Origin of the sequence: Rhodocyclus tenuis (assembly GCF_014197755.1) — a bacterium.
Classification (GTDB): Bacteria; Pseudomonadota; Gammaproteobacteria; order Burkholderiales; family Rhodocyclaceae; genus Rhodocyclus; species Rhodocyclus tenuis.
In genome coordinates this window covers 263,673-284,365 of sequence record NZ_JACIGE010000003.1, presented here as the reverse complement: position 1 = coordinate 284,365, position 20,693 = coordinate 263,673, and the positions used below count along the sequence as shown (strand labels likewise).

Genomic DNA, 20,693 nt, shown 5'->3' with positions numbered 1-20,693 from the left:
GCTTTTCCGCGGCGCGCTCGCCGCGGCTCCGGCGATGGCCTGGTTTTCCTCGACGCGTCCTGCGTACAGCGGCCGTTTCGTTTTCTCGGTTGCGTACCGCCGGCGGCGCGGCGCAGCCGAACGGTCTAAAATCTCGCCTCCTGTTGCCTGCAAGGCGCGGCGCCAGCTTTTTTGGCGCAGCCTCGGGCTGCTTTCCGGAAAAAGGATCGGGATGTTTTTTGCTGCGCTTTACGCTGGATTTCGAACGGTGCTGCTTGGCGAAGTGAGTGCTGACGGCCACTACCAAGGGAGTGGCTCTTGAGCAGCCGGCAGCCGGGGCCTGGCGCTTCGGCCGGCTTCGCCGACGACTGTCTCGCCGCCGACCAGCAGCGCCTGCGCCAACTGGCACGCGATCTGCGCCACGCCTTTGGCGACAAGCGCGCGGCGCTGGCCGCCGAACGTGAGTCCTTGCTTGCGGCGTCACGGGCGGCTGTGGCGGCGCGCCGGGCGCGTCTGCCGCAACCTCAGTTCGCTGACGATCTGCCGGTCAATGGCCGGCGCGACGAGATTGCCGCGCTGATCGCCGCGAATCAGGTGCTGATCGTCTGCGGTGAAACCGGCTCGGGCAAGACGACGCAGCTGCCGAAGATCTGTCTGGCGCTCGGCCGTGGCACGCGCGGGCTGATCGGCCATACGCAGCCGCGGCGCATCGCCGCGCGCGCCACCGCCGCGCGCATCGCGCAGGAGCTCGCCAGCGAACCCGGCGCGCTGGTCGGCTACAAGATCCGCTTCACCGACCGCACCTCCCCGGGCGCCTTCATCAAGCTGATGACCGACGGCATCCTGCTCGCCGAAACGCAGGGCGACCCGCTGCTGGCGAAGTACGACACGCTGATCATCGATGAGGCGCACGAGCGCAGCCTGAACATCGATTTTCTGCTCGGCTATCTGCGCCAGATCCTGCCCAAGCGGCCAGACCTGAAGGTGATCATCACCTCGGCGACGATCGACGCCGAGCGCTTCGCGCGCCACTTCGCGATCGGCGGCAAGCCGGCGCCGGTGATCGAGGTGTCCGGCCGCCTGTTCCCGGTCGACGTCCGCTACCGGCCGCTCGACGGCGCGCCGGGTAGCGCCGTAGCGCGCACGGTGGCTGCGCTCGCCGCTGAGCGTCAGGCAGCGCTTGCCGACGAGCGTGAGGCTGGCCTTGCCGGAGAGCGTAGGACCGGCCTCGCCGGAGAGCGTAGGACCGGCCTCGCCGGAGAGCGTAGGACCGGCCTCGCCGGAGAAGCGGGCGTTCGCACCGTGGCAGGCGACGGCGCGCCGGCGCTTGCGCCTGCAACAGCGGCCGTTTCCCCGCGACCGTTCGCACGCGAGGCCGGCGAGCGCGCAGAAAGAGCTCGCGCCAGCGGTGCGCCACCCGAGCGCGACCTCTACGACGCCATCGTCGACGCCTGCGACGAACTGCTGCGCTGCGGTCCCGGCGACGTTCTCGTCTTCCTGCCCGGCGAGCGCGAGATCCGCGATGCGGCCGAAGCGCTGCGCAAGCACGCGTTCACCGGCGCTGCCGCGCACGCCGAAATCCTGCCGCTGTTCGCGCGCCTGTCGGCCGAGGAACAGTCGCGCATCTTCCGCCCGCACGGCGGCCTGCGCATCGTGCTGGCGACCAACGTCGCCGAAACCTCGCTCACCGTTCCCGGCATCCGCTACGTCGTCGATACGGGACTCGCGCGCGTCAAGCGCTACTCGTACCGCAACAAGGTCGAGCAGTTGCGCGTCGAGAAGATTGCGCAGGCTGCAGCCAACCAGCGCGCCGGGCGTTGCGGACGCGTCGCCGCCGGCGTCTGCATCCGTCTCTACGCCGAGGCCGATTTCGCCGCGCGACCGGCCTTCGGCGATCCGGAAATCCTGCGTTCGTCGCTGGCCGGCGTCATCCTGCGCATGAAGGCGCTGCGCCTCGGCGACATCGAAGATTTCCCCTTCATCGACGCGCCGCCGACCAAGGCGGTCAGCGACGGCTACCAGTTGCTGGTCGAACTGGCGGCGGTCACCGAAGAGCGGGCGCTCACCGACATCGGCCGCACGCTGGCGGCGCTGCCGCTCGACCCGTGCATCGCACGCATGATCGTCGCTGCCCGCGACGAAGGTTGTCTTGACGAGATGCTGGTGATCGCCGCAGCGCTGTCGGTGCAGGACCCGCGCGACCGCCCGCAGGAACGCGCCGGCGCCGCCGATGCGGCCCACCGCCGCTTCGCCGACGAGAAGTCGGAGTTCCTCTCCTGGCTCAAGCTGTGGCAGTGGTACGCAGGCGAGATCGCGCACAAGAAATCGCAGCGCAAGCTGGCGCAGGTCTGCCAGGAGAACTTCCTGTCGCCGCAGCGCATGCGCGAATGGCACGACGTGCATGCGCAGCTGCACGCCGTCGCCGCCGAGCATGGCTGGCTGCATGGCGATGCGAACGCAAGCGCAGCGGCCAAAACGGCAGAAGCGAAAACGGCAGAAGCGAAAGCAGCAAGCGATAAGCGGGCGGGGACGCCGGCGGCTCGCGCCGAAACACAGAAGAACGCCGCAGCCGCCAGCAAGGTCGAGCCGGTGGCCGGGGTGCCGCTGGTGCCCGGCGCCGAAGCCGCGCGCTACGCCGCAATCCACCGCGCCCTGCTCGCCGGGCTGCTTGGCAACATCGGTTTTCGCAGCGACGAAGCCGCGCATTATCTCGGCGCGCGTGGCATCCGCTTCTTCGTCCATCCCTCGTCGCCCTTGCAGAAGAAGGCCGGCAAGTGGATCGCCGCCGCCGAGATCGCCGAGACCAGCCGGCTCTACGCACGCTGCGTCGCGCGCATCGATCCGGACTGGCTCGAGCAGGTGGGCGCTCACCTGATCCGCCGCAGCCACGCTGATCCGCACTGGGAGAAGAAGGCGATGCAGGCCGTCGCTTTCGAGCGGACGACGCTCTACGGGCTGGTCGTCACGCCGCGGCGCCGCGTCGCGCTGGCGCCGCTCGACGCCGCCGGTGCGCGCGAGCTGTTCATCCGCCAGGGGCTGGTCGGCGGCGAAGTGAGTGAGGACTACGCACGACGCTGGGCCTTCTTCCGCCACAACCAGGCGCTGATCGAGGAGATCGAGGCGCTCGAGCACAAGTCGCGGCGGCCCGACGTGCTGGTCGACGAAGAACTGATCTTCGCCTTCTACGACCGCGTCGTTCCGGCCGAGGTGTGCGACGGCGCCGGCTTCGAGCGCTGGCGGCGCGACGCCGAGCGTGCAACGCCGCGTCTGCTCTTCCTCGAACGCGACGACCTGATGCGCCACGAAGCCGCCGGCGTCACCAGCGACGCTTTCCCGCCGCGCTTCGCCTTCGGCAGCGGCGCCGGCGCCTGGTCGCTGCCGCTCACTTACCACTTCGAGCCGGGCAGCGCCCGCGACGGCGTGACGCTGAGCCTGCCGCTGGCGCAGTTGAACCGCATTCCGGCGGCGCGCTGCGAGTGGCTGGTGCCTGGCCTGCTCAAGGAAAAGGTGCTGCAGTTGGTGAAGACGCTGCCGCAGCGGATTCGCGCCAAGCTGATGCCGCTCGCCGAATTCGCCGAGAGTTTCGCCGACGAGGTGGCGCCCACCGACGAGCCGCTGGTTGGCGCACTGATCGCCTACATCCGCGATACGCGCGGCATCCACGCGCGCGGCTGGGCGCTGACGCCCGACGCTTTCCGTCCCGACGCGCTGCCGGCGCACCTGTTCATGAACTTCCGTTTGCTCGAGTCACTCGACGAGAGCGAGGCGGCTTTCAAGAGCAACGGCGGGCCGCGCGAAGGCCGCCTGCTGGCGACCAGCCGCCATCTCGCCGAACTGCGTGCCGACTGGGGACGCGAAGCGCGCGCCGAGTTCGCCGCGGCGGCGGCAGCGAGCGTTGCCGCCGGTTTCTCCAGCGAACGCGCCACCGGCACAGGCGCCGCTGCGGCATTCGCTGGAGCATCTTCCGCAGCCTTCGCCAGTGCCGACGCGAACAGCGCTCCGGCGGCCGAGGGCGGCGACGCGCGCGAGTTATCAGGCGCCACGCCGGCTAGTTTCACCGGCATCACCAGCTGGACTTTCGGCGAACTGCCTGAACTGATGGAAGTGTCGACCGGTGGCCAGACCGCCATCGGTTATCCGGCGCTCGCCGACGAGGGCGATTCGGTTGCGCTGCGCGTCTTTGATTCGCCCGACGAGGCGCGGCGCGTGCATCGGCAGGGCCTGCTGCGCCTCTTCATGCTGCAGTTTCGCGAGCAGGTGAAGTATCTGGAAAAGAACCTGCCCAATCTGACGCAGATGGGAATGCTCTACCTGTCGCTCGGCTCGCTCGACGAGTTGCGCCGGCAGCTGATCGAAACGGCTTTTGCGCGTGCCTGTCTGGCCGAGCCGTGGCCGGTCGACGCCGAATCCTTCACCACGCGCTGCGCCGAGGCCAAGCAGCGGCTCGGCCTGCTGGCGCAGGAAATCAGCCGGCTGGCTGAGCGCATCCTTGGCGACTGGCAGAGCTTGCAGAAGAAGCTGCCGGGCTTCCGCGCGCACGCGGAGGCCGTCGCCGACATCGAGCGCCAGGTCGGACGCCTCGTCGGCAAGCGCTTCGTTGTCGACACGCCTTTCGAGCGCCTGCAGCACTTTCCGCGCTATCTGCAGGCGGCGGCGTTGCGTCTCGACAAGCTGCGCAAGAACGGCGACGATGGCGCCGCGCGCGATGCGCGCGCGCAGGCCGACGTCGCCGCGCTGTGGCTGCAGTACGAGCGGCGCGCGCAGACGCTGGCACGGCAGGGCGTCGCTGACCCGCAGATGGAACAGTTCCGCTGGCTGCTCGAGGAATTGCGCGTGCAGCTGTTCGCGCAGGAGCTGCGCACGCCGGCGCCGGTGTCGGTGAAACGCCTGCAGAAAATGTGGGAGGGGATCTGATCCGGGCGGCGCGCTGACGCGCTCCCGGCGGAGCGTTGGCAAGTTCGTTGGTGAGGTCATTTGCGGAGCCGGCAGGGCCGGCAGAAGAGAGGGATATGCCCGAGATGGTCGTCGCACTGGCGCGCAGCTTGCGCACATTGGCCTGGGCGCGGGTCTGGCTGTACGTGCTCGGGCCGGCGGTGGTGTCTCTGCTGGCGTGGATCGCACTCGCGCTGTTCGTTCTCGACCGTTTCGTCGCGCTGCTGCTCGACCAGCCGCCGCTGAGCTGGCTGTCGGGCTGGGGCGCGGTGTGGCTGGCCAAGCTGCTCGCGGTGCTCGGCGGCTGGGCACTGGTCCTCGCCGCGGCAACGCTGACGGCGATCCTGCTCACGGCAATCTTCGTCCTGCCGCTGTTGCTGCGTCAGGTGGCGGCACGCGAATACCCCGATCTGGCGGCATTCGGCAGCGACAGCACCGCAGCGTCGACGTGGAACAGCGTCAGCGCGGCCGCGCTCTTTGCCGTCGGCTGGGTGGTGACGCTGCCGCTGTGGCTGATTCCCGGCGCCGCGCTGGTTCTGCCGCTGTTCCTGCTCGCCTGGCTCAACCGGCGTACCTTCGCTTACGACGCGCTGGCGGTGCACGCCAGCGACGACGAGCGGCGCCAGTTGCTGCAACAGCAGCGCGTGCCACTGCTGGCGCTCGGCGGCGTCGCGGCGGTGCTGGCGCACGTGCCGCTGCTCGGCCTGCTGGCGCCGACGCTGGCGGCGCTGGCCTACATCCATTTCTGTCTTGAAGCGCTGCGCCAGCTGCGGCGCGGTGCGGTTGTCACCGTTATCGTGGAGGAAAGGCAATGAACTTCGGCGCGTTCATCATCGGCGACGAAATCCTGTCGGGCAAACGCAGCGACAAACATTTCGCGCGGCTGACCGAACTGCTCGGCGCGCGCGGCCTGCGTCTGTCGTGGGTCGAGTATCTCGGCGACGAGCGGCCGCGGCTGGTCGACGCCTTCCGCCGCAGTTTTGCGCGTGGCGACGTCGTTTTCAGTTTCGGCGGCATCGGCAACACGCCCGACGACCATACGCGGCAGGCGGTAGCCGAGGCGCTCGGCGTCGATCTGGTGCTGCATCCCGATGCCGAACGCGAAATCCGCGCGCGCGTCGCCGCGGGCAAGATGCCGGTCGCCGCGGGGGCGGACGGGCCTTCGCCACAGCAACTGCTGCTCGGCAGCTTCCCGCGTGGCGTCGACATCGTTCCCAACCCGTTCAACCGAATTCCGGGTTTCCGCGTGCGCGAGCATCATTTTCTGCCGGGTTTTCCGCAGATGTCGCACCCGATGGTCGAGTGGGCGCTCGACACCTTCTATTCGGCGTACTTCAATCGGCAGCCGCCGGTCGATCGCGCGCTGCTGCTGACCGGCCCTGGCGCCTACGAAAGCGCGCTGCTCGATCTGATGGAGCGCATCGTCGCCGACTACCCGGCACTACGCCTGTTCAGTCTGCCTTCGCTCGACGCGAACGGCCAGCGCCGGCATCTGGAACTCGGTGTCGAGGGCGATCCGGAGCTGGTCGACGCGGCGCTGGCCGAGATTCGCGCTGAAATTGAAAGGCGCGGCATCACCTGGACGCCGCGCCCCTGAACTGCCTCGCGCCTGCCCGCAGCGTCAGCCGGGCAGCGCGCAATTTCCCGCCTATTTGCTGCGCTTGCTTGCCGTTGCGCGCGTGCTTGCCGCGTTGGCGGCGGCGCTCGTTGCTTCAGCGGCCTTGGCCGTGGCGCTGGTCGCTGCATGTACGTTGGCGTCGGTGATGTCGGCGAACTGGTGCGTCAGCTGCGTCAGGTTGCCATAGGTGGTGGTCGAGGCGTCGAGCACCGACTTCAACGCCGCGGCGAAGACATCGCCACCGAGCGGCGCATTGGCCGAGGTCTTCTCGATCGCCACTGCGGCATTGCGGGTGAAGACGTCGTATTGCGCTTCGACCACTGTCGCGAGTTCCTTCTGCAGCTTGGCGGTAAGCGCGTAAACCTTGCTCGAATAGTCGATCAGCTTTTCGATGTTCGGCTGCGCCAGCGAGGCATTTAGCTTCGCCAGATCCTGCGGGTCCTTGGCGCTGAGCAGTTGTTGCGTGCTGCTGACGCTGGCATTGAAGAAGTCGCGGCTGGCGGCGATATTCAGCGCGGTCAGTTGTTCGACGCCGCTGAAAGCCGTGCGCACCAGAGAAGAGAGTACATCGGCGCTGGCCTTTTGCGTCTGGGCCAGTTGTTCAAGAGGGTTGTCGCTCATGATTGCTCCTTACGATCGTGGATCGAAAAAGTGCGCTGGCGCAGGCTACTGGTCCGGCGCGTAAAAAAGCCCCGGCCGTGGCCGGGGCTTTCAGTCTTGCGTCCTGCTTGACTCCGTTCCGGCTTACTTCTTTTTACCGGCAGCGCTTGCAGCAGCGGTCGTCGCGCCGACAGCCTTGACCGTCGCGTTGGTGGCGGCGGCAACATTGGCTTCGGTGATTTCGGCGACTTGCTTGGCGGCCTTGTTCAGGCTGTCGAAAGCCGAGTTGGCAGCGGCGAAGGCCGACTTGACGGCGGCGACGGCGACGTCGGAACCGGCCGGGGCGTTCTTCGAAGCCTGGTCGAGCAGACCGGCAACGGTCTTCTGGAATTCGCCGTATTGCGCTTCGAGCAGCTTGGCGACTTCTTCCTGCGACTGGGCAGAGATTTCGTAGAAGCTGCGCGAGTAGGAAACGACCTTCTCGACGTTCGGTTGTGCCAGCGACGCCTGCACGGCGACGACTTCCTGCACGTCCTTGGCGCCGAGCAGCGCCTTGGTGTTGTTGACGCTGTCTTCGAGCAGCGAGCGGGCGGTGTTCAGGTTGAGCGCGGCAACGCGTTCGGCGCCGGCCAGCGCGGTGTTGGCAAGGCTCAGCAGCGCTTCAACGGAAGCCTTGTTGGCGGCGGCGAATTGTTCCGGGGTGGTAAACAGCGACATGGCGATTCTCCAGAGAGGTAGTTTGAATTCGGTCCTGAATGGCGATCGGCTACGCATCCGCACGGACGGCGCTGCCGGGCTACTGCGGGTTCTGCTGCGCGACTGGTGCCGCGTCGGCATTGCTGCGCTGCACCATGATTCCGATTATAGGTCGGAAGATGCGCCTGTCAAGTGCTTTTTGCTGCGCCGCACAAAAAATTAGCGCTTTGTTATTGCTTTAGTTTTTATATCGATTTGCGCGAGTGCGGTAGCAATGGCCGAGCCCGTTCGTGGAGTTCTCGGCGGGTGTTGCGAGGCTAGGCAGGTGGCCTGAAAAGGCGGCGGAAACCCGGATTCCCCGGGCCGGAGCGGCGCCACCGTTCCGGCTGCCCGCGCCGACGAGTCTAGCGGTGGCGGAACTCCGGAGGCCGCTTTTCGCTGAAGGCGGCCATGCCTTCCTTCTGGTCCTCGAGGCCGAAACTGGCATGGAAGCTGCGCCGTTCGAAGAGCAGTCCTTCCTGCAGGCTGCTCTCGAACGAGCGATTGACCGCTTCCTTGATCATCATCACTACCGGCAGGGAGAAAGAGGCAATGCGCGCAGCCGTTGCCAGCGCTTCCTCAAGCAGACTGGCGGCGGGAACGACGCGCGCAACCAGGCCGGCGCGTTCGGCTTCTTCGGCGTTCATCAGGCGACCGGTCAGGCACATCTCCATGGCTTTCGCCTTGCCCACCGCGCGCGGCAGCCGTTGCGTGCCGCCGGCGCCGGGCAGCGTGCCGAGCTTGATCTCCGGCTGGCCGAACTGCGCGCTGTCAGCGGCGAGGATGAAGTCGCACATCATCGCCAGCTCACAGCCGCCGCCGAGCGCATAGCCGGCGACCGCGGCGACGACCGGCTTGCGACAGGTCTTGACGCGTTCCCAGTTGCGCGTGATGTAGTCGCCGCGGTAGGCGTCCATGTGGCTGAAGTCCTTCATCGCCGTGATGTCGGCGCCGGCGGCGAAAGCCTTTTCCGAGCCGGTGATGACGATGGCGCCGATGCCGTCGTCGGCTTCGAAGTCGTCAAGCGCGGCGACCATCTCGTCGACCAGCGCGTCGCACAGGGCGTTGAGCTGTTTCGGCCGGTTGAGCTGGATCAGGCCGACGCGCTCGCGCCGTTCGACGATCAGGTACTGGTATTCCATGGCCTTACTCCTCGCGCGGACGGACAGTTTGTGCAGGTTTCAATGTCAGCGACTCAGCGGCGACTGGCGCCGGTGTCTTCTCGTCGCCATGCGACTTCGGCATCAGCACGGCACGCACACGGCCGGCCGGGACGCCGGGGACCTTGGCGGCGGTGCCGGTGGTGCTGCTGCCGGCGGTGACGAGATACTTTTCGGTCAGCGAGTCGTAGGCGATGTAGTTGCCGCGCACTTCGTCAGCGCCGTTCTTGACCCAGGCACGGACGAAGAACTCGGTCTTTTCGTTGCGCGCGTCGTGCTCGATGGTTTCGCCTTCTCCCTCGACGTACTCGTCCTTGCCCTCGCGCTTCTGGCGGAAACGGGCAAGGCCCTTGGCGCCGCCGATGGCCTTGCCGCGCTGGAAGCCGTCGGCGTCCTGGGTGACGATCAGGCGGTCGGTGCGGATCTGCAAGGTGCCCTGAGTCAGGACCACCGCGCCTTCGTAGATCTGCACCTTCTTGATGTCGTCGACGCTGATGCGGTCGGCTTCGAGGTTGATCGGTTTTTCGCGATCGGCACGCTCGGCCAGCACCGGCGTCGTGCCGCTGGCGAGCGCAATGCCGAACAGCGCGACGCTGAAGATTTGGCGCAGCGGTTTGACGCCGCTCTTGACGGTGGAGGTCTGCGGGAAAACAAGCGGGCTGGGCATGATCTTCTAGCGTTTCTTGGCGTGGGGGCTCTCGAACTGGCCGACGGCCTGCGAGTCGAGGAAGTAGGTTTGCGTCGCATTGTCGATGCGCATGCCGACGCCGGTCAGCCATGAACTGCCCTCGGTAATGCGCACCGGGCTTTTCGTGAACGCCTTTTCGTCGTCGGGCAGCACCGTCAGTTGCGGCATCGTTGCCAGCATCGCGTCGCGCTTTGCCGTTGCCGCGCGCTGCACGCGAACGTTGTCGTAGAGATCGACGCGCTCGCCGTCCTGGCTCATGTGCGCGCGGTCAGCCGACATCGTTGTCGTCGGCTTGCCGGGGCCGACGTGCACCAGATGCGGCAGCGTGATGTCGGTCGTGTCGTCGTCCGGATAGTGGCGGACTTCGCGGCTGGTCAGCGTGTACTGCAGGCGCCCGTGCTCGTCGAGCTTGCGCAGTTGCGAATCCTCGATGATGTAGTCGGGGTCGTGGCGCGTCTTGCCGTCGTGCTTTACCGCGGGCAGTTCGACCGCACCGCGCAGCCACCAGGTCAGCGCTGCCAGCGCCAGCAGCACCGCGAGCGGAAAAAACGCGCTGGAAAGGCGGGCGCCGGCAAAGGGATTCATCAGTTCGCCGAGGGCGGAGTGGGCAGCCACGGGGCGAGCGCGTCTTCAAGCAGTCCTTGCGCGTCGAGGATGAACTCGCAGACTTCGCGCACCGCGCCGCGCCCGCCGCTTTTCTGCGTGACCAGCGCCGCCTGCCGCTGCGCCAGTTCGTGTCCGTCGCCCGGTGCGGCGGAAAAGCCGCAGATGGCCATCACTTTCAGGTCGACGATGTCGTCGCCCATGTAACCGGCCTGGCTGGCGTCGATGCCGAGTTCGGCGAGCAGCCCGGCGAGCATCGTCGCCTTGTCGCCAACACCCTGGAACAGATGGGTGATGCCGAGATCGGCAGCGCGGTTGGCGACGCAGGGCGAACGCCGGCCGGTGATGATCGCGGTGACGATGCCGGCTTCCTGCAGCAGCTTGATGCCGAGTCCGTCGCGTGTGTTGAAACCTTTCAGTTCGATGCCGGCGTCGGAATAGAAGAGCGATCCGTCGCTCATCACGCCGTCGATGTCGAAAGCCATCAGGCGCAGGCGGCGCGCGCGTTCGATGGCGTCGTTGCGTGAAGCCATCAGATCACCTTGGCCTTGAAGAGGTCGTGCATATTGAGTGCGCCAATCAGCGCGCCGGCGTCGTCGACCACCGGCACCTGGTTGATCTTGAACTGTTCCATCATTTCCACTGCTTCGACGGCGAGCTTGTCGGGGCCGATGCAGCGCGGACGGGCGCCCATCACTTCGCCGATCGTGAGGCCGCGCAGGTCGATGTTCTGCGCGAAAGCGCGGCGCAGGTCGCCATCGGTGAAGATGCCGAGCACTTGCAGCTGCGGTGAGACGATCACGGTCATGCCGATGCCGCCGCGCGAGATTTCGAGAATGGCGTCGGCGACGCTGGCTTCCGGCACGACCGCCGGCACGTCTTCGCCCGCGCGCATGACGTCGCGCACGTGCGTCAGCAGACGGCGGCCAAGCGAGCCGCCGGGATGCGAGCGGGCGAAGTCGGTCGCCGAAAAACCGCGCGCATCGAGCAGCGCCACGGCCAGTGCGTCGCCCAGCGCCAGCGCGGCGGTGGTGCTCGCCGTCGGCGCCAGGTTGAGCGGACACGCTTCCTGTGCGACGCCGGCGTCGAGGTGCACGTCGGCTTCACGTGCCAACGACGAGGCGGCGTTGCCGGTGATGGCGATCAGCTTGGCACCCTCGCGCTTGACGATCGGCACGATGGTCAGCAGTTCGCTGGCTTCGCCCGAGTTGGAGAGCGCGATCAGCGCGTCGTCGCGAGTGATCATGCCGAGGTCGCCGTGAATCGCTTCGGCGGGGTGGACGAAATAAGCGGGGGTGCCGGTCGACGCCAGCGTCGAGGCGATCTTGCGGCCGATATGTCCGGACTTGCCGATGCCGCTGACGATGACGCGGCCACGCCGCGAGAGGATGAGGGCGACGGCGGCATCGAAGCTGCCGTCGATGCGTTCGGCGAGGGCGCTGACGGCGTTGGCTTCGATGCGCAAGACCTGCCGTGCCAGCGTCAATGCCGGCGAGGAAGACTGAGTTTGGTTCATCGGGAGTGAGCGGTTATGATTGCAGCGAGTATAGCAGAAGCGAATTCCGCGCCTTGACCTGACTCCGGGCGCAGCCAGCGCCCACCGGCGCGCGCTGCCGCCTGTCGGTGGCCTGCCGCAGCGCCGGCTTCCCCGGGCACGCAGTCTCCGGCCTCACCCCAGATACGTATCTGGCCTGCCGCCCTTATTGCTTCGCGTACGCACTCCGTCTTTATGGAAACACTGCCGATCGTTCTGCTGCTGCTCGGCGCCTCGGTGGCGGCGGTCATCGTCTTTCGCCGCCTGAACCTGCCGCCGGTTCTCGGCTATCTGTTTGTCGGTGCCTTGATCGGTCCGCACGCTTTCAATCTGATCCACAAGGTGTCGGCGGCGCAGCATCTGGCCGAGTTCGGCGTCGTCTTCCTGATGTTCTCGATCGGCCTCGAGTTCTCGCTGCCGAAGCTCTACGCGATGAAGCGCATCGTCTTCGGGCTGGGCTTCCTGCAGGTGGCGCTGACGCTGGCGGCGACGACGGCGATCGTGCTCGCTTTCGGTCTCACCTGGCAGGCCGGCGTCGCGCTGGGGGGCGCATTGGCGATGAGTTCGACGGCGGTGCTGACCAAGCTGCTGACCGACCGTCTCGAACTCGATTCGGCGCACGGCCGCGAAGTGATGGGCGTGCTGCTCTTCCAGGATCTGGCGGTGGTGCCGCTGCTCATCCTGATTCCCTCGTTCTCGCGGCCGCCCGAGGAAATGGCGGTGATGATGGCACTGGCGCTGCTCAAGGCGGCGGTGGTGCTGGCGGTGGTGCTGTTCCTCGGCCAGCGGCTGATGCGCAAGTGGTTCTTCATCGTCGCGCGTGGCAAGTCGGCCGAACTGTTCATGCTCAACGTGCTGCTGATCACGCTGGGCCTCGCGCAACTGACCGAACTCGCCGGACTGTCGCTAGCGCTCGGCGCCTTCGTCGCCGGCATGCTGATCTCGGAAACCGAATACCGGCATCGCGTCGAAGAGGACATCAAGCCTTTCCGCGACGTGCTCATGGGTCTCTTCTTCGTCACCATCGGCATGCTGCTCGACATGCCGCTGGTGCTCAAGAACCTGCCGTTGATCCTGGCGGTGCTGGCGAGTCTGCTGCTCGTCAAGTTCGCGCTGGTCGCCGGCCTGTCGCGCCTGTTCGGTTCGCCGACGGCGACGGCTTTGCGCTCGGGGCTGTGGCTGTGCGCCGGCGGTGAGTTCGGCTTCGTGCTGCTCGCCGAGGTCAAGAAGATGCATTTCGCGCCGTCGACCGCGCTGCAGGCGGTGCTGGCGGCACTGGTGCTGTCAATGCTGCTGGCGCCGATCATCGTCCATTACAGCGACCGCCTGGTGCTGCGCTTCGCCGCCAGCGAATGGATGCTGCGCTCGATGGCGCTGACCAATATCGCGGCGCAGTCGATGGGCGCCGAGAAGCACGCGGTGATCTGCGGTTTCGGCCGCAACGGCCAGTATCTGGCGCGCTTCCTCGCGCAGGAAGGCGTCAGCTACGTCGCGCTCGACCTCGATCCGGAGCGCGTGCGCGAGGCCGCCGCTGCCGGCGAGACGGTGGTTTATGGCGACGCGACGCGGCGTGAAACGCTGGTGGCCGCCGGGCTCGCGCGCGCCAGCGTGATGATCCTCACCTTCGCCGATACGCATTCCGCCGAAAAGGCGCTGGCGCACGCGCGCGAACTGCATCCTGGCTTACCGGTGGTGGTGCGCACGCACGACGAGAAGGACTACGAACGCCTGCAGGCCGCCGGTGCCGCCGAGGTGGTGCCGGAAGCGATCGAGGCGAGCATGACGCTCGCTTCGCACGCGCTGATCCACGCCGGCGTGCCGATCAATCGCGTCCTCAAGCGGGTGCGCCAGACGCGCCTCGCGCGCTATCGCACGCTGCGCGGCTTTTTCCGCGGTGGCAGCGACCGCGACGAAAAACTGCACGAAGCCGAGCAGGCGCGCCTGCATTCGTTGCCGCTCGCTGCCGGCGCCTGGGCGATCGGCCGCACGCTCGGTAGTACCGGCGTTGCCGCGATGGGCGTCGAGGTGACCGCGGTACGCCGGCGCAATATTCGTGCTCTCGAGCCTAGCGACGAGTTGTGCTTCGAGATCGGCGATATCGTCGTCCTGCTCGGTTCGCCAGCGGCGCTGGCGGTGGCTGAGGCGCGGTTGCTGAAGGGCTGAGGTCCCTTCAGGGTCAGTCCTTCCTGGCTCGCGGAAACGCGACGAAAAAAACCCGCCGGGAGGCGGGTTTTTTCTGGATGGGCATGCTTACATTGACATGCACACCGTGTAGGAGTCGTCGTCAAGAACTGCTGTTGTCGCCAATGCAGGATCCCCTCGCTTGTGGCTGGTGCTGACGACGCGCAGCGAACCGGTGTTGGTTACGCCGTCGTCGAGGGTGATATCGAGTTGTTTGGCAAACTTGCCAAGAATGCTCTTTGAGCAGACAACATACGATCCGGTAAGCGCGGCCGTAGCGGGGACGGCCGGTGGCCCGGAAGATCCTGCCGTGGCGCCAATATAGCCCGACAGGCCGGACTCAATGCCGATGATGCCGCCTTCTGCGTTTTTCGGGAGGTAAGAGGCGTCGGCAGTGGCGGTCGGCCCTGCTGCAAGACCTGCAAGCCTGACGTGCTGCCAGAACAGGTAAGACTCGTCCGTGACGGTTGTCGAATCCCAATTGCCGTTGATGACACCATTGCCAACGGTCGTGGTTGCAGGCGAAGTTGCCAGCGTGGCGGCGCTAAGGTGAGTGGTCACCGATTTGTCGTCGCCGGGAATTGCCTTGAACTTGTCCTGGTAGCCATAGATGAACAGCGGGATATTGCGGAAGTCAGTCGCAAAGTTCTTAACTTTCGCGCTGTTGATCAGCTCCTGCCCCTTCAGCACCCCACCGAGAAGCAGGCCAATGATGACGAGTACAATGGCAATCTCGACCAGCGTGAAGCCCGACTGTTGCCTTTGCATGTTTTTCGCTCCGATGACGATGGTTATGGACTTGTATAAGCATATGCCGTGCCTACGTTTGAAGGGGATTTCACGGCCAGACGCGCGCGAAAGTGTCGGCTATCTGGCGCTTGTGTCGAGAAATCGTCACTCGCGGGCTTTTGCCGCCCATTTCTGCACAAAGGCCGGGGCGTGAACAGTTTTGCCGCGATCGGCGAGTTCCTGATGCGGCGCCAGCGTTGGGTGCTGATTGCCCTGCTGGCTCTGCTGCATGTCACCCTGGTAAACGGTGTCAGCTCGCTCGGCCTGACCGCGTGGATGGTCGACGTCGGCCTGTTCATCCTCTGGCAGCCTTTCATCCGTGCGCAGCGCAAGCTGGGTGTCGTCGGCATTGCGCTACTGGTCGGCGGGCTTGCCGTTGGCGCATTGTTCTTCGGCTGGTGGCTGTTGATCTGCTGGTGCCTGGTGCTCGCCGCGCTCGTTGGCGGGCGGGTGATGTTCACCGAGCACCGGCTGACGCGCGTCTTTTATCTCCTGGCCTTCTCCTATCTGCTGCTGGCACTGCTGCTTTGGCTGCTGCCACGCGTGGCGCCGGATGGATTGCGCGTCGATCACGTGCTCGAGGTGATTTTCATCTGGGGCTCGTCGCTCGTTTTCCTGCTGATGGGCTTGCTGCCGGACGATCCGGAGAGCGCAGCGGGCGGGCCGGCGGTTGTCGATTTCTTTTACAGCCTGTTCATCTTCCTGCTGCTCGCCGTGCTCATGTTCGGCAGTCTGGCTTTCATGTTCCTGCGCCAGGCGGGCTACGTCGAGTCGCTGATTTATGCGCTGATCGGTCTGGCTGCGATGCTCTTGCTGATCGGCTGGGCGTGGAACCCGCGTCCGGGATTCAGCGGTGTCGGCATGGTTTTCTCGCGCTACTTGCTCACGGTCGGCCTGCCTTTCGAGAAATGGTTGCATCGATTGACTGCCGAGGCCGAAGGCGAGGCCGATCCCGAGCGTTTTGTCGGCAAGGCGCTGGCGGCGATGGCCGAATTGCCGTGGGTTGAGGGCGGCAGCTGGCGGACCGCTCGCAGTGCCGGCGAGTTCGGCACGCAGAGCCGACACTGCCAGAATTTTCGCAGTCCGCCGCTCGCGCTCGCGCTTTACACCCGCTATCCGCTCAGCCCGGCGCTGGTCTGGCACTTTCACCTGCTGGTGCAACTGGCTGCCGAGTATTACCAGGCGCGGCTGCGCGCACGCGAACTGCAGCATCTGAGCTACCTGCGCGCTGTTCATGAAACGGGTGCCCGCCTTACGCATGACGTAAAGAACCTGCTGCAGTCGCTCAACAACCTGTGCTACCTGGCGCAGAACAGTGGTGGCAGCGATGCTGCCGAACTCAACCAGCTATTGCTGCGGCAGTTGCCGCAGATCAGTCAGCGCTTGCGGCAAACACTGGACAAGCTGCAGAAGCCGCAGAACGCCTCACTCGAAACCCAGCCGGCGGCGCAGTGGTGGGAAAACCTGCAGCAACGCTACGCCGGCGGGGCAATCGACTTTTCGCCCTCGCCCCTGGCGGCGGATGCGAGCGTGCCGGCGGCGCTGTTCGACAGCGTGGTCGATAACCTGCTGCAGAACGCGCTCGACAAACGCCAGCACGAATCCGCTTTGCGCATCGCAGTCGCACTGGCCGCCGATGGCGAAGTGCTTGCCGTTGCCGACGATGGCAGCCCCCTGCCGGCGGCGTTGCTGGCCGATCTGCTGCGCGCGCCGGTCGCATCCGAGAACGGTCTCGGCATCGGCCTCTACCATGCCGCGCAGCAGGCGGCGGTCGCCGGGTTTGCGCTGGCGCTGGTATCCAACCGTCATGGTGACGTGCGTTTCGAGTTGCGGCGCAACCAGCTTTAGCGCTCTTCCGCCGTTCGCTTGCTGGGCGCGCAGCGACCGGCAAGGCGATGCACCAGCATCGGCCCCTTGCCCTTGAAGTTCCCCGTTTCTGCCGGCAGGAAGGCGAAATGGCCGGCGATGCGGCGATAGGTGCAATCGTCGACCTGCACCTTGCCGGGAACGCCTTCGCTGGTGATGCGACTGGCGATATTGACGGTGTCGCCCCACAGGTCGTAGATGAACTTCTTCTTGCCGACGACGCCGGCAACGACCGGGCCGCTGCCGATGCCGATACGCACCTCGATGCGTGGCTCGCCGACAGCGAATTCGCGCTGCAATAGCTCGCACATGTCGAGCGCCATGTTGGCGATTGCCACCGAATAGTTGCTCTGCTCGCCGTTGAGGCCGCCGGCGACCATATAGGCATCGCCGATGGTCTTGATCTTCTCCAGTCCATAGCGCTCGGCCAGTTCGTCGAACGCCGAAAAGATGCGGTTGAGCATCGAGAACACCTGCTGCGGTGTCAGTCCGGCGGCGAGCTCGGTAAAGTTGACGATGTCGGCGAACATCACCGTGACGTCGGCAAAGCCGTCGGCGATCGTTTGGCTGCTGTTTTTCAGTCGCTCGGCGATGGGGCCGGGGAGGATGTTGAGCAGCAGCCGCTCCGAGCGCTCCTGTTCGATCTGCAGCAGGCGGTGCGCATCCTGCAAGCGCGCCTGTGCCTTCTGTTTCTCTGCCGCCGAGTAGCGTAGCAGCAGGTAGACGATCGTCGATACCGACGCAAAGTTGAGCGCAAAGAAAAACATCGTCGCCTGCGCCGGAACCGCACTGCGGCCGGGCAACAGCGAATCGGCGAGATAGATGTCGAAAGCGCCGGAAAGCGCGGTGAGGAAAATGTAGGCGAAGAACCAGGCCAGCGACTCGTGTGCGCCGATCACCAGCACCGCACCGATCGGCGCCAGCAGTCCCCACAGGCTGATGCCGCTGGCGGTGATGAAGTTGCCGATACTCCATTGCGCGACGAAAGGCAGGAACAGGAAGATCGACAGCTGGCTGACGCGAAAGGCGTTGAAGTTCTGCGTCTTCAGGAAGAGCAGCAGGTTGCCCGCGAGCAGCAGTTGAAAGACGAAAGGAATGGTCGAGGAAAAGCGCGGGCCGACCTGCCAGTAAAGCAGCAGCCAGAGCACCGAAGTCAGGCAGGCCAGACCGGTGGCAAAGATCAGCAATGATTTCTGCAGCTGAAGCTCTTCCGTGTCGCTCGGCGAAATGCCGGCAATGCGGAGCTTGTGCAGCAGGGAATCCGGTGTGCTCATCTCGCGGCGCTAAAAATGTGACAAATGTCACAGAAGAAGCGGCGATTTGAACGCAAAGACCGGGGTCGGTCAATGGCGGCGGGATGGCCGGAGGAAGAGGCGTGGAGGCCGCGGCGCTCAGCGGGAGTCCGCGGCGGCGTGCGCTGTTGACCTCCGATTCGTCGGCCTTCCAGGCTGTGTCAGGGCAAGCGGCCGGCTGCGATCATGCGGTTGTAAAGGGTGAAAGGAGGTATCCAGACGAGAATGTCGTCGAATTCTCCTCCCGTCACTTCCGTGTTGTCGGTTGGCGTGCGTGCCATAAACAGAGTGCCGTTGATCGAACCCGTATCGTTTGCCTGTTCATCCGTGTTGCTAGCAGTGACACCTGACAGTGCTGTTCCGTCGATACTGGTACCGAATCTCTTGCTCCCGTGCGAAAAGACAACGGCAGCTGAACATGCTTGATCGGTGGAGTTGCATGCGGCTGCCTGCCCTACGAGATAGACGCTAGTGCCGGTATTGTCTCGAGTCTGAACCTTTTTGCTGGCTTTGCTCGACAGATTGAAAGTGGCATTAGCGAAATCAGGGCTGACACTGTAACGGATAAGCTTTCCCCGGCTGTCGGCCCTCTGTGTTCCCAGTACCTGCCAGGGAATAAATCCTGTGCACTGGGTATCACTAGCGCATAAGCCGCGTTCAGTGCCGTCAGTCGCCGAGACGGCTGGCCGTGGCAAGCGGCCGTTCGCAACGGCAAAACCAATCAACGCCTCCCTTGTTTCATCGAGTTGCCTCTTAGTCTCCGCGTCGTTTCGGTTTTCCTGCAGCGTGCTTAGCGAAACCATCATGCCGCCGAGCAGCAGGCCGACGATGACCAGCACGATGGCGAGTTCAACGAGAGTGAAACCGGCAGTGCCACGTTGGGGCTTTGGTGTCATGAAGGAGGAGGGTATGTGAAGTCCGTGACAAGACGGACTCAGATCATTACGCAAAAAGAGTAGCGGACGGTGCGGCAATGCTATGGGAGATTGATGCAAAGTACGACATCGACCGTAGGCGTCAGTTTGTTATAGGCCATCGCGCCTGTAAGCACGTTTGAGTTAGAGGTGATTGCGCCGAGAACGCTGCCCTCAAAGTAGGACGAGAGATCGGCTTTCTGTGCTGCAGTACGCGGCCCGCCACCGTTGCGTTCGCCGCTGAAAACCAAGGCGCCCCCGCAGGCCATACCATTGACGAGCATACATTCGGTCTGTGGCGAGCAGACTAGATAGCGGATCTGATCGTTCCACTTGCGTTGCCATTCTTCAAAAAGTGGCAGCGGGGCGCTGCCGCTCGCGGGAACGTAACCGACCAGCTTTGCGCCCTGCGCTACGGAGCCTGTTGGATTGGGGAGCTTTGCAGTCTTAAGCCAGGCCGCGATTTGCCCCAAGAACGTGTTCGTTTGTGTGGCAAAGTCATTGTTTCCGCGCTGTTTGATACGCGTGAATATCTCGCGTGGTGTGATCCACAGTAGTTGGTCGTTTGTCGCCACGTCGCCGCGTCGGCCTTGTTTGACCGTGGCGACGCCGTTGGTGGGGAAGGTGCCCGAATCGACATAAGCAGAGTAGTCGTTGTCGATAGAGCCGCTGCAGGCCTGGTCGCCGATTTGTCGCGCTTGCCCGGTGATCGGTGCTCCCGGCGCAAAAATCACCGCCGCCGCGCCTCCATCGTTGCCTGCGAGATCGTCAGCGGCGGCGAGCACGGTGCCACTCTGTGCATCAACGATGCGTAGGCTGCCCGCACTGTCCCAGTTCAGTAGGTCCGGTTTGGGATTGTTTTTAAAGCTGCCCGAAACGGCGTACCACAGACACTCGCCGTCAGCGTCGCGAAGGTCTGGCAGTTCAAGTGTGCGCCAGGGTAGATGGCCGACGACACTTTCGTCCATCTTGCCGCAGCTACCAGGGTCTGCACTGCCATCGTTATTGGTGTCTGGACAGGGAAGGAAGCCGAACGGTTGTCCAGGATGAGTTTCGCTGTAGGTGATCGCATACCCGATCAGCGCGTCACGCGCTTGCGCGAGCGCGGCGGCGGTCTGTTGATCGCGTGCTGCATTGGGCGCGCTGTTCAGGCGCTGGAACAGCATGCTCATGCCGGTCAGCAGGATGATGAGAAAAACGATCAGCAGTGCCGCACCGCGCTGGCGGCCGGGATGCTGGCGGTGCTCGACGCGGCAGGCCATGGCGCGCCTCAGCGGCGCTCGTCGCCGCCGCGGCGATGGACGACGATCCGCCCGTCGTCGAGCAGGCTGTGTGTTTCGCCGGTGCTGCGGTTGATCGTCTCGCCAACTCTGGCGCGGGTGGCGGGCGATTCTCCCGGGCGCACGACCACACTGGCGGGGTCGTGCGCGCGCGGTGTTACGGCCACCCCCGAGTCGATGTCGTTCTCGTTTTGCGGCACGCCGTTGATCCAGGCCGTGCGTTTGCCACTGCTGCGCGTGACGACGCCGTTTATCGTCAGCGTCGCGTCTTCGCTGGCCTGCGCCCGGTCCTCCTGGTGCAGGGCGCGCTGGCGGTCAAGCGCCTGCCGTCGCTCCGGGGTGAAGAACAGGCGGCCGAGGCTTTCCTCTGTCGCGGTCGCCGGCGAGCCAACGGCAAACAGCAACAGCAGTCCGAGCCAGCTCCGCCGGCCGCGGACGAGAATGGACAGAATGCGCCGTAGCGCGGCCTGTACAGCAGGCTGGGCGTTGGTGGAAGGACGGGGCGGGGCGAAGCTCATGGCT

18 protein-coding genes are annotated in these 20,693 nt (G+C 65.3%); 6 read left to right on the top strand and 12 right to left on the bottom strand.

What is annotated here, in order from left to right:
* Window positions 1-34: 34 nt before the first annotated feature.
* The 4 genes from GGD90_RS06455 (at window position 35) to GGD90_RS06440 (ending at window position 6,508) form a co-directional block, all read left to right on the top strand.
* A complete protein-coding gene (locus GGD90_RS06455; protein WP_153115428.1) occupies window positions 35-301 on the top strand; it encodes a hypothetical protein in 267 nt (88 codons plus the stop codon).
* Window positions 298-4,893: a DUF3418 domain-containing protein gene (locus GGD90_RS06450; RefSeq protein ID WP_153115427.1), complete on the top strand. Its 4,596-nt coding sequence runs from the start codon at window positions 298-300 to the stop codon at window positions 4,891-4,893. The genes GGD90_RS06455 and GGD90_RS06450 overlap by 4 nt, the downstream gene beginning before the upstream one ends.
* Window positions 4,894-4,988: 95 nt before the next feature.
* Window positions 4,989-5,726: an EI24 domain-containing protein gene (locus GGD90_RS06445; protein ID WP_153115426.1), complete on the top strand. Its 738-nt coding sequence runs from the start codon at window positions 4,989-4,991 to the stop codon at window positions 5,724-5,726.
* Window positions 5,723-6,508, top strand: a complete 786-nt coding sequence (locus tag GGD90_RS06440) for a competence/damage-inducible protein A (protein ID WP_153115425.1) — start codon at window positions 5,723-5,725, stop codon at window positions 6,506-6,508. The genes GGD90_RS06445 and GGD90_RS06440 overlap by 4 nt, the downstream gene beginning before the upstream one ends.
* A 51-nt stretch (window positions 6,509-6,559) precedes the next feature.
* On the opposite strand, the gene GGD90_RS06435 is transcribed toward GGD90_RS06440, so the two are convergent.
* The 7 genes from GGD90_RS06435 to GGD90_RS06405 all read right to left on the bottom strand — a co-directional run bounded on the left by GGD90_RS06435 (window position 6,560) and on the right by GGD90_RS06405 (window position 11,831).
* Entirely contained in the window at window positions 6,560-7,150 is a 591-nt protein-coding gene (locus GGD90_RS06435; protein ID WP_153115424.1) for a phasin family protein, read from the bottom strand.
* 123 nt (window positions 7,151-7,273) lie between these two features.
* Window positions 7,274-7,846 carry a phasin family protein gene (locus tag GGD90_RS06430; protein WP_153115423.1) on the bottom strand — a complete coding sequence of 191 codons (573 nt, stop codon included), beginning with the start codon at window positions 7,844-7,846 and terminating at the stop codon, window positions 7,274-7,276.
* 383 nt (window positions 7,847-8,229) lie between these two features.
* A complete protein-coding gene (locus tag GGD90_RS06425; protein ID WP_153115422.1) occupies window positions 8,230-9,006 on the bottom strand; it encodes an enoyl-CoA hydratase in 777 nt (258 codons plus the stop codon).
* 4 nt (window positions 9,007-9,010) lie between these two features.
* The gene (gene lptA, locus GGD90_RS06420) at window positions 9,011-9,691 is read right to left on the bottom strand and encodes a lipopolysaccharide transport periplasmic protein LptA (protein WP_153115421.1); all 681 of its coding nucleotides are present in this window, start codon (window positions 9,689-9,691) and stop codon (window positions 9,011-9,013) included.
* Between the two features lie 6 nt (window positions 9,692-9,697).
* Window positions 9,698-10,327: an LPS export ABC transporter periplasmic protein LptC gene (gene lptC / locus GGD90_RS06415; RefSeq protein ID WP_153115420.1), complete on the bottom strand. Its 630-nt coding sequence runs from the start codon at window positions 10,325-10,327 to the stop codon at window positions 9,698-9,700.
* Window positions 10,297-10,848 (bottom strand): KdsC family phosphatase, encoded by a 552-nt coding sequence (locus GGD90_RS06410; protein WP_153115419.1) that lies wholly within the window; start codon window positions 10,846-10,848, stop codon window positions 10,297-10,299. The genes lptC and GGD90_RS06410 overlap by 31 nt, the downstream gene beginning before the upstream one ends.
* The gene (locus GGD90_RS06405) at window positions 10,848-11,831 is read right to left on the bottom strand and encodes a KpsF/GutQ family sugar-phosphate isomerase (RefSeq protein ID WP_153115418.1); all 984 of its coding nucleotides are present in this window, start codon (window positions 11,829-11,831) and stop codon (window positions 10,848-10,850) included. The genes GGD90_RS06410 and GGD90_RS06405 overlap by 1 nt, the downstream gene beginning before the upstream one ends.
* Window positions 11,832-12,044: 213 nt before the next feature.
* On the opposite strand from GGD90_RS06405, the gene GGD90_RS06400 reads away from it, so the two are divergent.
* Window positions 12,045-14,012 (top strand): monovalent cation:proton antiporter family protein, encoded by a 1,968-nt coding sequence (locus tag GGD90_RS06400; protein ID WP_153115417.1) that lies wholly within the window; start codon window positions 12,045-12,047, stop codon window positions 14,010-14,012.
* An 87-nt stretch (window positions 14,013-14,099) separates the two neighbouring features.
* Here GGD90_RS06400 and GGD90_RS06395 read toward each other — a convergent pair whose 3' ends face one another.
* Complete coding sequence (locus GGD90_RS06395; RefSeq protein WP_153115416.1) at window positions 14,100-14,798, bottom strand: prepilin-type N-terminal cleavage/methylation domain-containing protein; 699 nt, start codon at window positions 14,796-14,798, stop codon at window positions 14,100-14,102.
* A 171-nt stretch (window positions 14,799-14,969) separates the two neighbouring features.
* Between GGD90_RS06395 and GGD90_RS06390 the strand changes: the two genes are divergently transcribed.
* Window positions 14,970-16,667: an ATP-binding protein gene (locus GGD90_RS06390; RefSeq protein ID WP_153115415.1), complete on the top strand. Its 1,698-nt coding sequence runs from the start codon at window positions 14,970-14,972 to the stop codon at window positions 16,665-16,667.
* Here the strand turns inward: GGD90_RS06390 and GGD90_RS06385 are convergent.
* From GGD90_RS06385 to GGD90_RS06370, 4 genes are all read right to left on the bottom strand, one after another.
* Entirely contained in the window at window positions 16,664-17,959 is a 1,296-nt protein-coding gene (locus GGD90_RS06385; protein ID WP_153115414.1) for an adenylate/guanylate cyclase domain-containing protein, read from the bottom strand. The genes GGD90_RS06390 and GGD90_RS06385 overlap by 4 nt on opposite strands.
* A gap of 179 nt (window positions 17,960-18,138) precedes the next feature.
* Entirely contained in the window at window positions 18,139-18,873 is a 735-nt protein-coding gene (locus GGD90_RS06380) for a type II secretion system protein (RefSeq protein WP_153115413.1), read from the bottom strand.
* 80 nt (window positions 18,874-18,953) lie between these two features.
* A complete protein-coding gene (locus tag GGD90_RS06375) occupies window positions 18,954-20,153 on the bottom strand; it encodes a hypothetical protein (protein WP_153115412.1) in 1,200 nt (399 codons plus the stop codon).
* Between the two features lie 8 nt (window positions 20,154-20,161).
* Window positions 20,162-20,689, bottom strand: coding sequence for a hypothetical protein (locus GGD90_RS06370; protein ID WP_153115411.1), 528 nt, complete (start codon window positions 20,687-20,689; stop codon window positions 20,162-20,164).
* Window positions 20,690-20,693 lie beyond the last annotated feature (4 nt).